Source organism: Polaribacter sp. 20A6 (assembly GCF_011378915.1).
Taxonomy (GTDB): Bacteria; Bacteroidota; Bacteroidia; order Flavobacteriales; family Flavobacteriaceae; genus Polaribacter; species Polaribacter sejongensis.
The window spans coordinates 64,183-83,448 of the sequence record NZ_WTPZ01000002.1; the positions used below are offsets into that span (position 1 = coordinate 64,183).

Annotated in this window: 8 protein-coding genes; all 8 read right to left on the reverse strand. The window is 31.7% G+C overall.

Going from position 1 to position 19,266, the window contains the following annotated elements:
* Nucleotides 1-25 precede the first annotated feature (25 nt).
* The 8 genes from GQS57_RS04105 to GQS57_RS04140 all read right to left on the reverse strand — a co-directional run bounded on the left by GQS57_RS04105 (nucleotide 26) and on the right by GQS57_RS04140 (nucleotide 19,244).
* Nucleotides 26-2,818 carry a SusC/RagA family TonB-linked outer membrane protein gene (locus GQS57_RS04105; protein ID WP_165731321.1) on the reverse strand — a complete coding sequence of 931 codons (2,793 nt, stop codon included), beginning with the start codon at nucleotides 2,816-2,818 and terminating at the stop codon, nucleotides 26-28.
* A 97-nt stretch (nucleotides 2,819-2,915) separates the two neighbouring features.
* Nucleotides 2,916-4,829 carry a RagB/SusD family nutrient uptake outer membrane protein gene (locus GQS57_RS04110; RefSeq protein ID WP_165731322.1) on the reverse strand — a complete coding sequence of 638 codons (1,914 nt, stop codon included), beginning with the start codon at nucleotides 4,827-4,829 and terminating at the stop codon, nucleotides 2,916-2,918.
* A 14-nt stretch (nucleotides 4,830-4,843) separates the two neighbouring features.
* Nucleotides 4,844-7,927, reverse strand: coding sequence for a TonB-dependent receptor (locus tag GQS57_RS04115; RefSeq protein WP_165731323.1), 3,084 nt, complete (start codon nucleotides 7,925-7,927; stop codon nucleotides 4,844-4,846).
* A gap of 361 nt (nucleotides 7,928-8,288) precedes the next feature.
* The gene (locus GQS57_RS04120; protein WP_165731324.1) at nucleotides 8,289-9,422 is read right to left on the reverse strand and encodes an alpha-L-fucosidase; all 1,134 of its coding nucleotides are present in this window, start codon (nucleotides 9,420-9,422) and stop codon (nucleotides 8,289-8,291) included.
* A gap of 12 nt (nucleotides 9,423-9,434) precedes the next feature.
* Complete coding sequence (locus GQS57_RS04125) at nucleotides 9,435-10,946, reverse strand: sulfatase-like hydrolase/transferase (protein ID WP_165731325.1); 1,512 nt, start codon at nucleotides 10,944-10,946, stop codon at nucleotides 9,435-9,437.
* A gap of 15 nt (nucleotides 10,947-10,961) precedes the next feature.
* Nucleotides 10,962-12,455 (reverse strand): sialate O-acetylesterase, encoded by a 1,494-nt coding sequence (locus GQS57_RS04130; protein WP_165731326.1) that lies wholly within the window; start codon nucleotides 12,453-12,455, stop codon nucleotides 10,962-10,964.
* A gap of 387 nt (nucleotides 12,456-12,842) precedes the next feature.
* Nucleotides 12,843-15,908 carry a glycoside hydrolase family 2 TIM barrel-domain containing protein gene (locus GQS57_RS04135; protein ID WP_165731327.1) on the reverse strand — a complete coding sequence of 1,022 codons (3,066 nt, stop codon included), beginning with the start codon at nucleotides 15,906-15,908 and terminating at the stop codon, nucleotides 12,843-12,845.
* A 192-nt stretch (nucleotides 15,909-16,100) separates the two neighbouring features.
* On the reverse strand, nucleotides 16,101-19,244 hold the full coding sequence (locus GQS57_RS04140) for a glycoside hydrolase family 2 TIM barrel-domain containing protein (protein ID WP_165731328.1): 3,144 nt from the start codon (nucleotides 19,242-19,244) through the stop codon (nucleotides 16,101-16,103).
* Nucleotides 19,245-19,266 lie beyond the last annotated feature (22 nt).

Sequence of the window (19,266 nt, forward strand, 5' to 3'; positions counted from 1 at the left end):
TATATTTTTTAACCATTATCTTTTATTAAAATGTTATAGAAGCTCCTAAAACGAAAGTTCTCATCATAGGGTATTCATAAACACCAGATCTAATATCCTCTGGATCTAAATCTTTCATTTTACTAAATAATGCTAAATTATTACCTCTTAAAAATAATTTAACGTTTTTTAAAGCACTTTTAGACAAGAGCGTTTGAGGTAATGTATACCCAAATTCTAAATTAGATATTCTAAAGTAACTTGCATCTAAAGTCCAATAATCTGAATTTACATAGTTATTTAAACTCTTACTTGTACTAAGTCTAGGGTTTGCATTACCATTAGGTAAAGCGTTATTTACACTTCCAAAATAACTACCTAAACCATAATGTGTATAATAAGCCATAGAGTTCATGTTCATATCATAACCAGCTACTCCCATACCTACAACATCAAAATTGAATCCTTTATACTCTGCACCTAAACTAATTCCGTAGTTTAATCTTGGAGTACTATTCCCAATACTTCTTTGATCTCTTACATCAATAACATTATCTCCATTTTGATCTACATATTTAACATCACCAATCTGTACAGTACCAAATTGAGGTAAAGCGCTTCCAATATTATCAGCAGTAAAAAGTCCATCACTAATATAACCCATTATATTATCGTCTGCTTGTCCTTGTTGTAATCTATACGTTTCTAAATGTTGAACTTCTGAAATTTTATCTTTCGTAATTTTATTATATCCTGCATTTGCACCTATATAATAATTGAATTCTCCTACTTTATCATTAAACGTAAAGTTTGCATTAAAACCTTTGTTGGTTCTTTCTGTATAGTTTATTTGTGGTAAATAAACATCGTTTCCTAAAGCATCTGCGTATAACTCACCTGCTTTAATAACTTGACCGTTTATTTCTATGTTAAAATAATTAAAATCTAAACTTAATTTTTTAAACATTTTTAATTCGAAACCTACAAACTGTTGATTGTAAACAACCCAATCTAAATCACTATTTCCTACTTGAGATAAACTATACCCATATAAAGCTTGACTTGCAGTATTGTTTCCAAAATAAGCTGTTCCATTATTTTTACCACCTGACCAAGTATCTAGAAAATAATAAGAAGAAGCAGTATATTCTGTACCCACAACACCATACGAAGTTCTAAATTTTAAGTAATCTATAACATCACTATCTTTTAAGAAATTTTCATTAGAGGCTACCCAAGCAACTCCCATAGTAGGAAAAAGCTTTGTTCTATTGCTTCCTATATATTTATTACTACCACTCATATTCATATTTGCGTACATGATATATTTATCTCGTAATGCATACGATCCGTTTAAGTTAAATGTTAGGTTACGTTTATCTGGATTCGATGAATTTGTATTTGGTTCATAATACAACATGTGGTTAAGGTTAAGGTTTAAAACACCTTCTCTTCCTTTTTTTACATAACTAAAATTACCAGCATATGTAAAAATCCTTTGTATTCCACTAGAATTTCTACCAACTGAAAGATCTATAAGTTCTGTTGTATGTAATTTTAATGCTAAAGAATCTTTACCTTGTATATCCTCTAAATATTCTATAGTATTTAATTCTGGTCTGTTATTTGTAAGTAATACTTGAGAATTATTTGTTCTCATCATTAAATAAGTTTGATATTTAAGACCAGGAACATATTCTTTAAAATCAAAATCTAAACCTAAATCAAAAATCATATTCGCAGAATAATCTGTTCTTGAACCTCCGTTTTCTAATTCTGATAATAAGCTATTTCCAAATTGATTACTTACAATATAAGAATCTTCTACCTGTAAAGGAAAAGCATTTGAAGGTGTACTAGAAATTCTATTAAAAGTATCATCTGCGCCTATAACTGGTCTTTTATTTTCTCCAAATTTACCATAAACACTTGCATGAGCTGAAATTAAATCATTCATACGTGTTTTAATTTTAGTTCTAAAAGTAATGTCACGTCCATCTATTTGAGTTCCTACTTTTTCTAAACCTTGCCAATCTGAATATCCTATAAAAGCACTATAAGAAACATCTTCTGTACCTCCATAAATATTTAATGAAGCAAAATTAGAACTAGAAAAATCATTTAAAAAAGTATCTTGATAATCTACATTTGGATATTTAATTGGGTCAGATCCATTTTGATATGCTGCTATAGCATCTGCACTATAAACAGCTGCTAAACCATCATTATTAGCTGCTCTATTAATAACATTTGCATATTCTGAAGCAGATAATAAATTTGGTAATCTTGTAGATTTATTTATTGCTCTTTGGTACCCTACTTCTATAGTTGGTTTACCTGGTTTACCTCCTTTAGTTACTACATAAATAAGTCCGTTATCTCCTAAGTTACCTAAAAGAGAGTTAAACGTAGCATCATTAAGTACCAATACCTCTTCTACTTCTCTTAAATCTACTTGTAATCCTCTTGGTTGACCATCAACCAAAACATAAGGTGTTCCTCCATTTAAAATAAAAGAATACCCTCCGTTATTTCCAGGTGTATTAGAACCTCTTACAATTCTTAAACCAGGTATTCTTCCTCTTAATGCCTCCGCAAGATTATCTCCAGTTGTTTTTCTAAGTTCGTCTCCAGAAATTCTAAAAACAGCCCCTGTTGTTTGACTTAGATTGAAAGTTCCGAATGGAGTTTCAAGTATCTCGTCATTACTTTTTATTTGTAGCGAATCTTGTACAGCTATACTATTTAAGGGGGTGTTTTGAGCAACACCCATATTAATAGCTACTGTATTAATTAAGCAGAAAATAAAAACTTTTAATTCTGTTAAAGTTAGTTTCATCCGTTTTTTATTGTTTTAAGTTATATATATCTATTTCTTATTGAAATAAAATAATTACTATGCCTTTGTTTTTTTATAATTTATCTAGAAAAAATAATTACCAGCCTGTTGTTTGAGTAAATGATGGAGCAACTTCAGATTCTGAACTTGGAATTGGCCACCAATAATGTCTGTCTGTAAATGTTTTTCTTTTATCAGCCTGATCCACATAATCATAACTAAAACCAGTAGGATATATGGAAGATTCTTCTCCTTGCCAACGCATTTCTAAAAACTCTACTTTTTGGTTTTCATCTAAATGTGCCGTTTTCCATCTTCTCATATCTGTATATCGATGCCCTTCATACGCTAACTCAATAGCTCTTTCATTTCTAATACGTTCTCTTAATTTATCTGTAGAACCAGCATAAGTTGCATTTACATTTGGCATACCAACTCTATTTCTAATTTTATTAACCGCATCTAAAGCAGATAAACTTGCTCCTGGAGCTACACCACCTGGGCCATACGCTTCATTAGCAGCTTCTGCATAGTTTAAATAAATTTCAGCCATTCTAAAGATGTTGTTATTTATATGAAAATCGAAATCTCCATTCCATCCACCTCTCCAGTTAAGACCATTAGGTATCCATTTTCTAATACGTAAACCTGTTGTGTTTCTCACTTTCCAAAGCAAAGCTCCTGCAATTGTTGGATCTACTAAATCTAAACCTCTTTTACCTTGTTCATTAACAAAAGCCAAATCTGTAAAACCTGTTTTGTTTACTGCACCTGCACTTGTTGCCTTCCAAGGTACACCATCAAATAAAATATCATTATAAAACCTAGGATCTCTATTAATAAAAGGTTCTTGTGGGTTATACGATGGATCATCTTCTATTGCCAAACCATTTTTAGTTTCATACTTAGCAATAAAATTAGCAGTTGCACCAACATTCATTGGACCACCATTTCCTTTAATAATATCAAAACCAACTGTTAAGGCAAGTCTTGGTTCTGGATGAACGAAACCACCAGCTGCAATAATTGACTGATTTACCTCCATAAAAATAACTTCGTTTGGTATTACTTTAGAGATACCTGGGCCCACAAAAATATTTCTATAAGGCTTCAATGCTTCTGGTTCTGAAACAAATAAATCTGCTCCATTATGCCCAACATCTAAACTAGCCGCTGCACTAGCATCTGCAAGCGCATATAAACCATTATTATTAGCAAAATTTATTAAGTCTGAAGCTGCGGTTGCAGCATCTATCCATGCCTGTTTATCATTTGTTGTATTTACTAATGGACTCGCCGCAAATAAGGAAGCTCTAGATTTTAAAGCCATTGCTGCTCCTTTAGTAGGACGACCCACATTTTCTGATTTCCAGCTAATAGGTAATAAATCTATAGCCATATTAACATCTTCTATAATGTTGGCATAATTACTTGCATACGTTTCTCTTGCTCTATCTAGAGGAGCATTAAGATCTAAATTATTTTTTAGGTAAATTAATCCTCCATGACGTTTGGTTAAAAGGTGGTAAAAGAAGGCTCTTAAAAAATAAGCTTGTCCTTTAAGACCATTTATTTCTTCTTCGTTACTATTTGTAATTAACTCTACATTTTCTAGAAAGCTGTTTACAATTCTAATCCCTTTCCAAGCCTCATAATATCTAACTACAAAATTTGGAGCTTGACCATTGTTCTTATTCCAGTTCATTAAACTTAAATAATCTCCTTGAGCGTAATAATTATATATTTCTGGGACATTATTATTTAATCTTCCTGGATATCCTTCTCCAGACATTGTCATGTCTGGTAAATAATCTGCAGAATTACCCTTTGCACTTACATCTGTAATTAACTTACCATAAGCTCCGTCTAAAAAGTATTTTGCCGTAAGAATATCACCAAAGACATCTTCTTCTTGCAAACCTTCAAAATCTTGTTCTTTATCTAGATACGCTTCACAACTAAAGAAAAGCGTAACTATTAATAAAACACCTATATATTTATTTATTTTCATAATCGTTAAATTTTTTAAAGACTAATATTAAGTCCAAGATTAAACCTTCTTAAAATAGGATAACTTCCTGGACTATTCCCTTCTGGATCTCCATATATAAAATTGGTAATTGTAAATAAATTACTACCATTTAGATATAATTTTAAATTACTAATGGTTTTAGAATTACTCATATCAAAAGTATACCCTAAATTAAGACTTCTTAATTTAATATAATCTAAATCTACTATTCTAGAAGAATGTACAGAAGATCTATTTGGGTCTGTAGCAGCGTGTAATGCTGGGTATTTAGCATCTGTATTTGTAGGTGTCCAATAATCTAATTGTTCTGTAAGCCCAGAAGCAACACTATTAGGTAATAGATATGCTAAGTTACCATTAATAAGCCCTTTGTGCCCTTCTACTCCATTAATTAAAGCACTTAAAGACCAACCTTTGTATGCAAAATTCATTTTAAGACTATAACTATTTTTAGGCGATTTTGGTAAATCGAACCTTACTTGATCTTCTAAAACACCAGCAGTTATATCTCCGTTTGCATTATAATCTATATATCTATAATCTCCCAAACCAGGATTCCCTGCAATTATAGGGTAATTAACCAATTCATCTATGTTTTGAAAAAAACCATCTGCTTGTATTAATGCTTGAGACCCACTTGGTTTTCCTGCAATTTTAGCATATTCTGGTGTACCTTCACCATCAGAAGGACTTACAAGAATTCTGTTTTCATAAAAACCATACCCACCAGTAATAGAGTATTTTAATCCATAAGAAGTTGTATTCTTATAGGTTAATGAAATATCTACACCATGACTCTCAGATTCTCCAATATTTGCAAAAGGCAAAGCTGCATCAGAACCAAAATAACCCGGTACTGTTTGTATTCTATTTATTAAATCTACTCTACTGTCTTTAAAGAAATCTACTTCACCAGATATTTTATTTTTGAATAAACCAAAATCTACCCCAATATTTTGTTTGGTAACAGTTGCCCAACTAAGAGATGTGTTTCCTAACTGAGATACTTCTATACTTGTAATTCTATTGTTTATATCTTCTCCAAACCAATATCTAGAATTTAATCTTTGAGATGCCTTACTTGTACCGTAGTCATAAAAACTTAAATATTGCCAACGATTTGTACCCAAACCAGATTTAGAACCAGATTGTCCGTAAGAATATCTTACCTTAAAGTTGTTAAGTGCAGGGATATTATCTTTTACAAATTTTTCTTTGGCTAAATTAATACCTACTTCTACAGATGGAAAGAATTGAAAACGCTCTCCTGTATAAAAAGTTTCATCTCCATTATAAGCACCACTTACACTAAAAAAGTAACGAGCATCATAATTATAAGTTGCACGCCCAACCCAATCTTCACTATAATAAGGAAAATCTGTATTTGTTATTTTTTTATTTCTACTAAAAAGAGCTAAACCTGTAACATTATGCAAACCAAAACTTCTATTATAAGCCAATCGTGCATTTACATAAGCAATTTCACTATTCCAATTAACACTTTCATTACCTACATTATATTCAACTGGTTCTTGTACATTATCTCCATCTAAACCACTCCATTCTCCATTTCTATCTAAAAAATAAAGATTTGGTCTCCCTAGAAAAAAGGTACTAGCAAAAGTAGTTTTTCTTTGAGAAGTATAGGTACTTATATAATTGTACTTACCTACAAATTTTAATCCTTTGGTTATAAAATCTAATTTTTGATCTAATTCAAAATCTATAGAAAATACTGTTTTTTGAGTATTTGTTGCTCCACTATTATTAATAGTACTATATATATTATCAGCACTAAATCTCTCTTCTACCAGTCCTGGAAATAATGGATCAGGATATTGTTCCATAACCTCTGCTGGATAAATAGAAGGAACACTACCTGGTGCCAAATTATATACTTGTAAAACATCTGGACTTTTACCTCCATTAGTACCACTACCAGCACCATTTCTATCTTCTAAACGACTACTAACACTTGTTTTTAATTGTGTAGTTTTAGAAATTGTAAAATCTAGATTTGCTCTAAATGAATATCTGTCAAAACTATACTCTGGGTTGTAGTTATGATATTTAACTGTTTTAAAAATATCTCCTTCACTTAAATACCCTGCAGATGCATAGTACTTTACAAAATCTGTACCACCACGTACAGAAACTGTTTGATTAAAACTTGATGCTGAATTCCTTAATACAGCATCTGCCCAATTTGTATCTGCATAAATGTATGGTAAATCTCCATCTTTCCAATGCGCTAAATCTGTTGCAGAAGAATATCCTTTATCATAAGCTTTATCGTTTAAAATACCTACATTAAATGCACTTTGAGCATCATAAGCACCCAATACATCTGGTTCTTCACTTAAAGTTTTTACAGTATACTCACTTGTAAAACTTACAATAGGCTTTCCTATTTTACCACGTTTAGTTGTAATAATAACAACCCCGTTTGCACCTCTAATACCATAAACAGCAGTAGCTCCACCATCTTTTAAAATACTTATAGACTCTACATCTCTAGGATCTATATTAGAAAAACCACCCACAATTTCTACTCCATCTACTAAAATTAATGGATCTGAATTACCACGTATAAAAATCTGACCGTCATCGGCTCCTGGTTGCCCAGAAGATTGAACGATATTTACACCAGGTGCAATACCACTTAGGGCATTTGCAATATTTGGAGACCCTGTTTCTAGTAACTCCGCACCTTTAACTTGGCTAATAGAACTTAAAACACTTTCTTTTTTCTGTTGACCATAACCAATAATTACAATTTCAGAAAGACTTTCGGTGTCTTCTTTCATTATAACATTTAAACTAGCTTGTCCGGTAACTTTAATTTCTTGTTCTTTAAAACCTAGGTAAGAAAAAACTAAAGTAGCATTTGGAGATACCTTAACTTGGTATACACCATCAAAATCTGTACTTGTTCCGTTTTGTGTTCCTTTTTCGACCACACTAACTCCTGGTAAAGGTATTCCTCCAGAATCTTTTACAATACCTTTAATTATATCTTGAGAAAAAGAGCCCCAAGAAATGGATATTAATAATAATAATAAATTGAGTTTTTTCATAAATTTAAATTTTCTGAATTAATAGAATATTGAAATCTCACAATCATAATAGTTAAAAGTTTAATTTGCTTTTTTTTTGATTATTATTTACCAAATAATTGTTCCTTATTTTAAAAAATAAAAACAGCTAATTTTTATTTTTTGCTAACTTAATTCACAATGTTATTAGATAAACATTTAATCGATAAACAAAATTAACATATTATTAAGAATAAAATTTCTCATATAGGGATTCAAAATGTTGCTTTTTAATGATATTTCCCCTTAAAATAGGGGATTTGGATATCCTGATGCATTTTTGTCGCAAATTATGACTAAGCAATAAAACTAACTTTAAGGTTAATTTAACACATAAAAAAAATTAAGCTTTTAGAATATTATCCCAACCTCTATTTCTAATTTCTTTACCAACTTCACGTAAAACCTTTACATCTTCTGGGTGCATTTCACCTGAAGGTAATGGACCCGTATTTAATAATAAATTTGCAGGATAACTAGCTGCTTTTTTAAGCATTGCAATTACTTCTTCTTTATGTTTATGATTACCATCTTGAGTTTTCATATATCCCCAACCTTTTCGTTGTAAATGATCGCAAATTTCTAATGGTGTTTTTGGCTCTCCTTCATTTCTATACTTATGTTCTGGCGCTAAAAAATCTTCTGTACCAATCATACCTTGTTTATAAGAAACCAAAGTTTGTGGTTGTTTAGCGTGCACTAAATCATACAATTCTTGTAATTTAAACTTGCTTCTATCTCCTGATGCTGGTGTTGCATACCCATCTAACCAAATACCTGCAATTGGTCCATAATTGGTTAACAACTCATCTACTTGATTGCTCATAAACTCTAAATATTTTTCTAAATGATGCTCTTCTCCATATTTATAAGCGGGTTCTTTTGTTGCATATTTAGGTCTTGCAGCTCCTCCCCATTTATCGTTATTTGGTGCATGTGGATGTTGCCAATCTCTACCATGAGAATAGTATAAGAAAAAGGCAAGTCCTTTTTTGTTGCATTGTTCAGACAATTCTGCTACTAAATCTCTCTTTGCTGGAGAATTGGTGCTTTTAAAATCGCTGTATTGAGTATCCCACAAACAAAAACTATCATGATGACGTGTAGTTAAGTTAATGTATTTCATACCAGATTCTAATGCCAAATCTGTTATAAAATCTGCATCAAATTTCTCGGCAGTAAATTGGTCTTTTAATTTTGCGTATTCGGCAACATGAATTTTTTCATTATACATAACCCACTCATGTCTTCCTAAAATAGAATACAAACCATAATGAATAAACATACCGTATTTAGCATCTTTAAACCAATCTATAGACGCTTTACGCGGATCGGTTGCATATGTATCTTTATAATCATTTAAATAAAGAGGCACATTATTATTAGTATTTGTAATTAACCCCTTACAGCCTGTCATTAAAAATGTACTTGCTGCTCCTAATGCAGAAAGTTGCATAAATTTTCTTCTATCTATCATGAGAAATATGTTTTAGTGATTTGTTTTTTTAACCTTTTTTAAGTCTACTCCTTTAAAATATTTGTCTAAAGTATATTTTGGTTGTTTTTTATCTGGTACTTGTTTTAATTTTGTGTAATCATACTCCATTGGTAAAATCTTTTCTGGAGACATGTTTGCAGTATCATCTGTAGTTTTATACCAATCTTCCATTAGGTTAGATAACTCAGCAATTTTAGCTTTGTATTCTGGTTTGTCTGCTAGATTATTTATTTCTATAGAATCTTTTTTCAAATTGAATAATTGTTGGTAATTCTGATTTGGGTATTTAATTAATTTCCATTCATCTGTTCTAACAGCTCTTACTGTATTTCTGTAAACGGTATATAAAGATTTACGAGTTTCCATTTCTTTTCCTTTTAATAAAGGAGCAAATGTTTGTCCGTCTGTAGTAGTTGGATTTGGTAATTCACATAAATCTGATAATGTTGGAAAAATATCAAACAAATAAAGCAATGCATCACTTTTTTCATTTTTAGTAATTCCTGGTCCACTAATAATTAAAGGCACTTTTGTACTGTGTTCATACAAGTTTTGTTTTCCTAATAAACCATGACTTCCTAAACCTAATCCGTTATCCGAAGCAAAAACAATAATGGTATTGTCAAATAAATTTTGGTCTTTTAATGTTTGAATAATATCTCCAATACGATTATCCATATGACTTATTAACGCATAATAATCTGCAAGAGATTCTCTTATTAATTCTGGAGTTCTTGGCCAAGGACCTAGCGTTTCATCTCTAATATTCATATTATCAAACTTAAAAGGATGCCATCCTTTAAAGTTTCCTGGTAATGGAATTGCTTCTTCTTTATACATTCCTATATAATCTTCTCTTGGAGATCTAGGGTCGTGAGGCGCATTAAAAGCTACATAACAGAAAAATGGTTTTTCTGTACCTTCTTTCGCATAATTATTTAAGTAATCAATTGCAGAATCTGCAAAAATATCTGTTGTAAATCCTTTTTTTACAGGTTTTGTTAATTTACCATTAGCATCTAAATCTCTAACAGGAGCACTAAAATAATCTGTCATCCCCATAGTCATTACATTTTTACCTTTATCAAAACTGGCTTCAAAAGCAGAAGGCTCATTATGCCATTTACCGGTACCAAAAGATTCATAACCATAACGCTTAAAATACATAGGCATCGTAGTAACTCCTTTTAATTTCTCATACACATGAAAAAGACTTTTACCACTCATTAACATCGCTCTACTAGGTGCACAAATTGCTCCTTGATTTCCTCCCATAACATACGTGTTTTTAAAACGCGTACCCGTTTCTGCAAGTTTATCAATGTTAGGTGTACTTATATAACCGTTACCACTAGCTCCGTAGGCATCTGCCCTTTGATCATCAGAAAAAATAAATAGAATGTTAGGTTTTTTAACCTCCTTTTTCTGGCTATGACTTGTTGCGCAACTACTTAAACTAAAAATAGTTGCTAAGATTAAAGATTTAATTATGTAATTTTTCATTTTATATATGATGATTTAATTTTTAAATTTATCCGTTCTAAATGGTCTTGCTGGTAAGCCTATCTTATTTACAAGGTTTACCATTGGTTTTGCCGCAAAAGCATAACGTACATGTACAGGAACATCCACTCCTTTTGCTTTAATAATTACTTTTTTTCCTTTGATGACTGCTTCCGCTTGATGCCACTTTTCATTTTTATCTGAAACCCAAAAACCTTTTGGAGAAGATCCATCTTTCGTTTTTAATCCTTTAGCATCAGAAAATTTAATACTGATTTCATTTTTACGAACCTTATAACTTTTAAATTTTGGTCCATCAACCAACCCTTTTTTATGTAAAGTCGCTTTTTCTGCTAAAAGCGAAATTCTTTTTCCAACTGGTAATTTGTCCGTTGGATGAATATTAAAAGCTTCTCCTAAATCTATAGTAGTAACTACTTGTACATTTTTAATTTTATCAAAAGAATATTGAGATTCACGCATCCAAGCCCAAGAGTCTTCTGTAGGATTTTCTGCATCAAAACGAGGTTTTTTATTTTTTTTACCAATATATCCCGGAAGTGCTACTACAATAAATTCTAAAGAAGGTTGTTTCCATTGAGTTCTTAAATAATCTACCCAAAAAGGAAATGTTTTACGATATTGTAACATGTCTTCTTTAGATTTTGCATTTGCCTCTCCTTGATACCATACAATACCTCTGCATGAATATGAAATTAAAGGATGCATCATGGCATTGTAAATAACATTTGGTTGTGTTCTTAAAAAAATATCATCTTTTCTTTGTCTTTTTTCTTTAGAGCTTAAAATTGATTTTATACGTTGCTGTTTTGTCTCATTTGCATCAAAAGTTTCCATCATTGTTTTAAAATGCGGCAACTCTTTTATTATATCTTTAGGCAACCAACCTTCTAGAGAAGAACTACCCCATGCTGCTAAAATAATACCAACTGGCACATCTGCGTTTTTTTGTAAGAAATAAGAAAACGTCATTGCCGTCGCACTCGATGGGTTTTTTAAAGCCCAAACTCCATTTTGTATATTTTCTTCCTTTGAAAACGAAACCGTTCTTGGAACCTCAAAAGTTCGAATATTTTTTGCAAGAGCATCTAATTTGTGAACTTCAGGAATGTTTGCGTGTGGCACTACCATGTTAGATTGCCCAGCACAAACCCAAACTTCACCAATCAAAATATCTGTAAAATTGATCGATTCTTCACCGGAAGTTACTTCAAATTTATATGGTCCGCCAGCTTTAAATTTTGGTAATGTTGTTTTCCATGCTCCAGATTCGTCTGCATAAACAGTTACTATTTTATTTTTTAATTGAATACTTACTAAGCTATTTGGTAAAGATTTCCCCCAAACCTGAATAGGCATATTCCTCTGCAATACCATGTGCTCTTGAAAAAGCGAGCCTAATTTTAGGTCGTTTGAAAATAAGGTACCTATTGAAAATAAAAGAATACATAAAACGAAAGGTCTTTTAAAAAAATTTTTAAATCTCATTTGTAATACATTTTTTACTATCCATATTACCTACGGACATGGGTTTCCTTACAAATGTATCAATTATAGCATTCTTAATAGATCCTATAAATATCAATTAGGGGTAACAAATGTTGCAGTATTTAAAATAACGATATTTATTTTGAAGCTTAGAAGTATATATCGTCTAATGCTAGATAAAAGACTTATTAGTGCAATAAAAAGAGGTTGTCTAGAAAGCCTTTTTTTATCAATCTGAATTTATTTCAGATTCTTATGAAGTCTAAACTTCAGTAAGTTGAGATACTGAAACGAGTTCAGTATGACAAGATTTAATCCTTTTTAGATAACCTCTTTTACATTTGCTTATATCAAAATAAACAAAAGTTTTATTACTCCTTTAAAAATTTACTTTATCAGAATTTCATCAATTAAAACCTCATCATTTCCTAAAGACTCAATCAAGATTGTGTTTGCTCCACGGCCAATCTTAATCGGAATTTTAACCGTTTTCCAGTTATTACCAGAATGCTGCGTATTAGATAATAAAACCTCTTTACGAACAACTTTATCACTTACAATTACTTTTATGTAAGCTCCAGATTTATCTTTAATTTTGGTGCTATAACGAATCGTTAATTCTGCATTACCTGCACTTCCATCATTTTCTTGATACCAAGAAATAGAAGCTCCTTTTTTAGCAAGACTTACAAAACCTTTTCCGTTAAAGTTTTTTCCTTTTAATGAAACTGTTGCATTCACTAACGTTGCTTCTTCTGCTTGTTCACCAATTTGCCCTAAATTCTCTAAAGTTTCATTCCAAGTAAAACCTTCACTTTGCCCGAATTTCTCTTCTAAAATTTGTGTCTCTTTTCCATCAACAACAATTAATGCTTTTACGGTTGTTTCTATTTCTATATCAAAAGCACCATTATAAACACTAGAATTTGTTGTCGGTGTATTTCCGTTTGTAGTATAATACACTTCAATTTTAGGGTTGATTTTATTTCCTCTTAAATTGATCATTTCTGTATCGATACTTACTTTATTAGAAGTGATTAATTTTTTCTCTCCTAAAATACAACTTGCTAATAAATTAACAGCTCCTTTTTCATCAGTCGCAGAAATATACGCACGTGTTAATCCGTAAAATGCTACTCTATGATTTGGTCCAACATGTTGTTCTACATCTACAGGACTTCCATTATCTAGTGCTTTTATTTTTCCTCCACCAAACACATTAAAATAAGTTCTATTTTCTCCATACGGATAAAACTCTCCTTTATCATCTGTAGTTGTTACACGTACTTGAACAATATCATCTAAACTATTTTGTAACGCTTCTCCGTCTACAGATAATTTAATTTTAGAAGGTTGATCTGCAGTTCTAATAATTTTCTCTGAAACTACTTTACCATCTTTATACCCAACTGCTTTTAATGTTCCTGGTTGCCATTTTACCATCCATTGGCATTGCATTTCATCCCATGCGGTTCCTGGTTTTTGTTTTCCTAAAGAAACATCATTAAAAAACAATTCTACTTCTTCTGTATTTGAATATACCCAAACCGGAATTTCAGTATCTAACGCTACTTTTGGATGTGTCCAATGTGGTAAAATATGAACCATTGGTTTTGTTGTCCATTGACTTTGATATAAGTAAAACAAGTCTTTTTCAAAATTTGCTAAATCAATTGCTCCTCCCATAAAAGCTTTAAAAGGCCAACCACCATGCACGTAACCAGCTTCTCCAATATAATCGTAACCTGTCCATCTAAAAGAACCAGCATAAGCAGGAACATCACGCAATTGTTCAATACTTAATCTTGATGACACACGTACAGTTGCATTGTCATAACTAGAATTAAATATTTGTTTTCTATTTTTTCTACCAGATTCTTGAATCCAATCGTGAGTAAAAACTTCTTTTTCAGTTAAATCAGGAATTTCGTAGGTGTTATTTCTGTTTGGAAATCCATCTCTATACCAAGTTTTAGTTCTGTAATACCCTCTAACTTGCCAAGTATGTGTGTTTTCTGTACCTATAAAAACTCTATCCTTCGGATTTTTTGCTAGATTTTCCATAAATCCTTTCTTTTCACTACCTCCGTTTATTCCTAAAACATTCATGTGATCTGAACCAGAATGACCAGAAGTTACAGGTCTTGTAGGATCTAAAAGATTACAAGTTGCTACTAAATCTTTCCCAATTGGACCACCAGTTTCATTACCAACACTGTAAATAACTATTGAAGGATGGTTTCTATCACGCTTAATCCAATCTGTTAAATCTTGTTTCCACCATTCATCAAAATGATGCGCGCCGTAATCATTTTTGGCTTTCTTTTTCCAACCATCAAAAATCTCATCCATAACCATCATTCCTACTTCATCACAGATGTCATAAAATTCTGGCGTTTGCGGATTGTGCGAAGTTCTAATCGCATTTACTCCCATATCTTTTAACTGTTGTACTCTAAACTTCAAAATTTTATAAGGTACTGCAGCTCCTAAGGCTCCTGCATCTTGATGATTACAAACTCCTTGTAATTTTACGTTTTTACCGTTAATCCACATTCCAGATTCTGCAATCCATTCAATATCACGTACTCCAAATTTTGTTTCTACAATATCAACTACTTTTTTACCGACTACTACTTCCGTTTTTAAAGTGTATAAATAAGGAGATTCTACAGACCATAAATTTGGATTTTCTATACTTAACTCCGTTTTTACATGTGCTTCTTTTTCTAATTTAATTTTGTCTTTATCACAAGCAACCTCAACACCATTTTTATCAATAATAGAAGTTATTAACGTTACTTTACCAGCATCTTCTTTGGTGAATAATTCTGTTTCTACAAAAACTTTATCATCTTCTGTTCTAAGAAAAATTCCATCTCTTTTAACATGTGTATTGTTTTTAATATCAATCCAAGTATGTGCATAAATTCCGCTACCTGTATACCAACGTGCAGCAGGTTGTTTGTCATTATCTACACGAACTGCAAACGTAATTGTTTTAGATGTTTTTGCTATTTCGCTAACATCATACGCAAAAGAAACCCAACCATAAGGTCTTGTTCCTAATTCTTGTCCGTTTGCCCAAACCGTACTATTCATAAAAACACCGTCGAACGCAATTTCTACGTGTTTTCCTTTCCAATTCTCTGGTACTGTAATGGTTTTTCTATACCAACCAAAACCTGCTGGTAAATACCCTGCACCGGCTCCCATTGGGTTTTCTTCACTATACTCACCTTCTATACTCCAATCATGTGGCAAGTTTAAGGTTCTCCAAGAAGCATCGTTAAAAGATACTTTTTCTGCACCTGCAATATCTTGCTGAATAAATTTCCAATTGCTATCAAAACTGAGTCGCTGTACAATTTTATCTTTAGGGTTTTTATCGGTTGAAAAACCAGAGAATATAAAACTAAAAACAAAAAGGATTATTAAATTTTTTATACGCATATCTTTTAAATTCTAAATGTTGTTAAGCATACTTATTTTACTAAAATAAGGTTGTCTAAAAAGGTGTTTTGTAATCTGAATTTATTTCAGATTCTTATGAAGTTTAAACTTCAGTAAGTTGAGATACTGAAACAAGTTCAGTATGACAAGATTTATTCCTTTTTAGACAACCTCATTATAAATTTACTTTTCTTATTTTATAGCTTCTATGGTGTAGCTATAACTTAGATTACCAGCATTAATTTGGTACTCTTTATGAGGCATTCTACCCCAACTTGTATCTCCACCAACACCCATTTGACCGTAGTCTATATTGATGTTTACTAAATCTCTTTGTTTAATATCTGTAGTGTGACGTTGTTGTTTTTCGTTTCCTGCATCAAAATCTTCATTATATTGATGATGTGCACTAAAAGAAATTAAATCTGTAGCTGTTACTTTTATTCCTGTTCCAGATCCGTTTTTAAATGTTACCCAACGTGTGTCTGTTTTGTACCCATTTTCTTGCGGACGAATATAAGCGAAATATAAATCTTTTACTGGAGCATTATACAATCCAACTAAAGCAGCTGTTTTACGATCTTGGTAATTCTCGAAAGGACCTCTACCAAACCACTCTACATTATTAAACTCGTTTTTAACTACAAAGTTGTTTCCGAATCTTGGTAAAACTGGTAATTCTGTATTAATTTCTGAAAGCGTAGTGTTCACTAAAATTTTACCAGCTGCATCGATCGTATAATCAATAACTAATTTTCCTTTTACAGGACTTAATGCATACGTTGCAGATACCAAAATAGTATTATCAGCAGTTGTTTTACTTTCTATAGATGTTAAAGATTGGTTGTTAGAAGCTTCTTTCCAAACACCCATTTTTTTCCCCATTTTAAAACCATAATCATTATCTGTAGTTGGTCTCCAGAAATTAGCTTTAATTCCTTTTAACAATACATTACCGTTTCCATAATCTAAGGTAGTTAACTCACCGTTTTCTTTACTAAAAGCCAAGTTGAATCCGTTACCTGTAACTTTAATAGAAGTTGCATCTGCATCTGCTTTTAAAGAACCATCATTTTTAGCTAAAACAGTTTTAGTTTTAGGGCTTGTAAGTGCAAATTGCTCATACGCTGCTTCATGACCTGCTGGCAATAAACCTGTAGCAGTTTTAGTTTTAGCATATACATTTACATGGTATTCTGCAATTGCATCGTCTAATTTAGGTAAATCGATTTTTACTTTTTTAGTAGTGTAAGGAGCAATATCTAAAACTGGCAATGCACCATTTGCTACTTCTTCTCCATTTTTAAGTAAAGTCCAAGAGAAATCTAACGTATTTAAGTTTGTAAAATCATAAATATTTTTGATTTCGATTTCTCCTTTTTTAATATTTACTTCTTTAAACTTAATGTATTGGTATACTTTTTTAACTTCATATAAAGCAGGATGTGCTGTTCTATCTGGATTTACAATTCCGTTTAAACAGAAGTTTTTATCGTTATGTAAGTGACCAGCACCTAAATCTCCACCATACGCCCAAAACTCTTCGCCTTCTTCATTTTTTGTTAAAATACCTTGGTCTACCCAATCCCAGATAAAACCACCTTGCATAATATCATACTTTTCAATAACATCCCAATAGTCTTGTAAATTACCTACACTATTACCCATTGCATGTGCATATTCACACTGAATTAATGGACGTGTTGGGTTTCCTTCTGCATATTGTACCATTCTATCAATTGTCCAATACATTGGCGCTTGAATATCTGTATTATCATACTGAGTAGCTCCTTCATATTGTGTAGGTCTGGTATCGTCTTGCTCTTTTAAATAATTATAAGTTGCAACAAAATTTTCACCATTCCCAGCTTCATTTCCTAAAGACCAAGTTATAATTGAAGGGTAATTTTTATCACGCTCAAACATTCTAATTGTTCTGTCCATGTGCGCTCCTTTCCATTGTGGTAAATATGCTGGATGCACTGCCTGATCTTTCTTATTGTTATTTAAACCTTGGTTGGTAGTACCCATACCATGCGTTTCAATATTTGCTTCATCAATTACATAAAAACCGTGTTTGTCTGCCAATCTATAAAAGTGTGGGTTTTTAGGATAATGACTACAACGAATTGCGTTTAAGTTATTTTCTTTCATCACTTTCATATCTAACAAGGTTAATTCTTCAGAAATAACGTGTCCTTCTGTATCACTATGATCGTGTAAGTTTGCTCCTTTTAATAATACTGGCATTCCGTTTACTAAAAACTGCATGTTTTTAATAGCAATGTTTCTAAACCCTACTTTTATAGAAGTAGATTCTCCGTTTACACTTAGTAAAAGTGTGTATAAATTAGGGTGTTCTGCGTTCCAAGTTTTTACATTAGGAATATTTTTTGCAAAATCAACAACGTTTCTTCCTTTTGCTAATTGTACGTTTTTAGTAGCTGCATAAATTTCTTTATCACCATCTAATAATTGTACTTTTACTTCTTGCTGAGTTGCCTCTGCAGTGTTGTTATCAACTTTTAAATCTACTTTAAAAATACCATCTTTAAAATCGTTTTCTAAATCAGACGTTACTCTAAAATCTCTTAAAGTTACTTTATTGGCAGCGTACACATATACGTCACGCTCAATACCGCTTAATCTCCAGAAATCTTGATCTTCCATATAACTTGCGTCAGACCAACGTAAAACTTGCACTGCTAAGTCATTCTTTCCTTTTTTAACAAGGTCTGTTATTTTAAATTCAGCAGCAGTTTTACTACCTTCATTATAACCTACTTTTTGTCCGTTTAACCAAATGTACATAGCACCACTTACACCTTCAAAATGTAAGTAAATGTCTTTTCCATCCCAGTCTTCAGAAACTTCAAATTCCTTTTTATAACTTCCATTATTGTTTAAGTTATGAGGAATAAATGGTGGGTTTGGAGGAAACATATACGTTCTGTTTGTATAAATAGGAATTCCATGTCCTTTTAATTCCCAGTTAGATGGTACTTCAATATCATCCCATTGAGAAATATCAAAACCTGCTTTATAAAAATCTGTTGGTCTTGCTTGTACACTATCTGCATAGTAAAATTTCCAAGTTCCGCTTAAAGATTTGTATAAAGATGAATTTTTCCAACTTTCATTTTTTAAAGCTGCTGCATCATCTGCGTACTTATAAAAAGAAGCTGTTGGCTCTTCTCTATTTATTTGATAAATTTCTGGATTTTCCCATTCTGGATTTTCCCATTTATCAGCTACATAAATAGGTTTTGTGTCGCCCTTATCACAAGAAGTGAAAGTAGCAACTAAGGCAATAATGATTAATAAAGATTTTTTCATTTTGATAGATAATTAAGTGTTG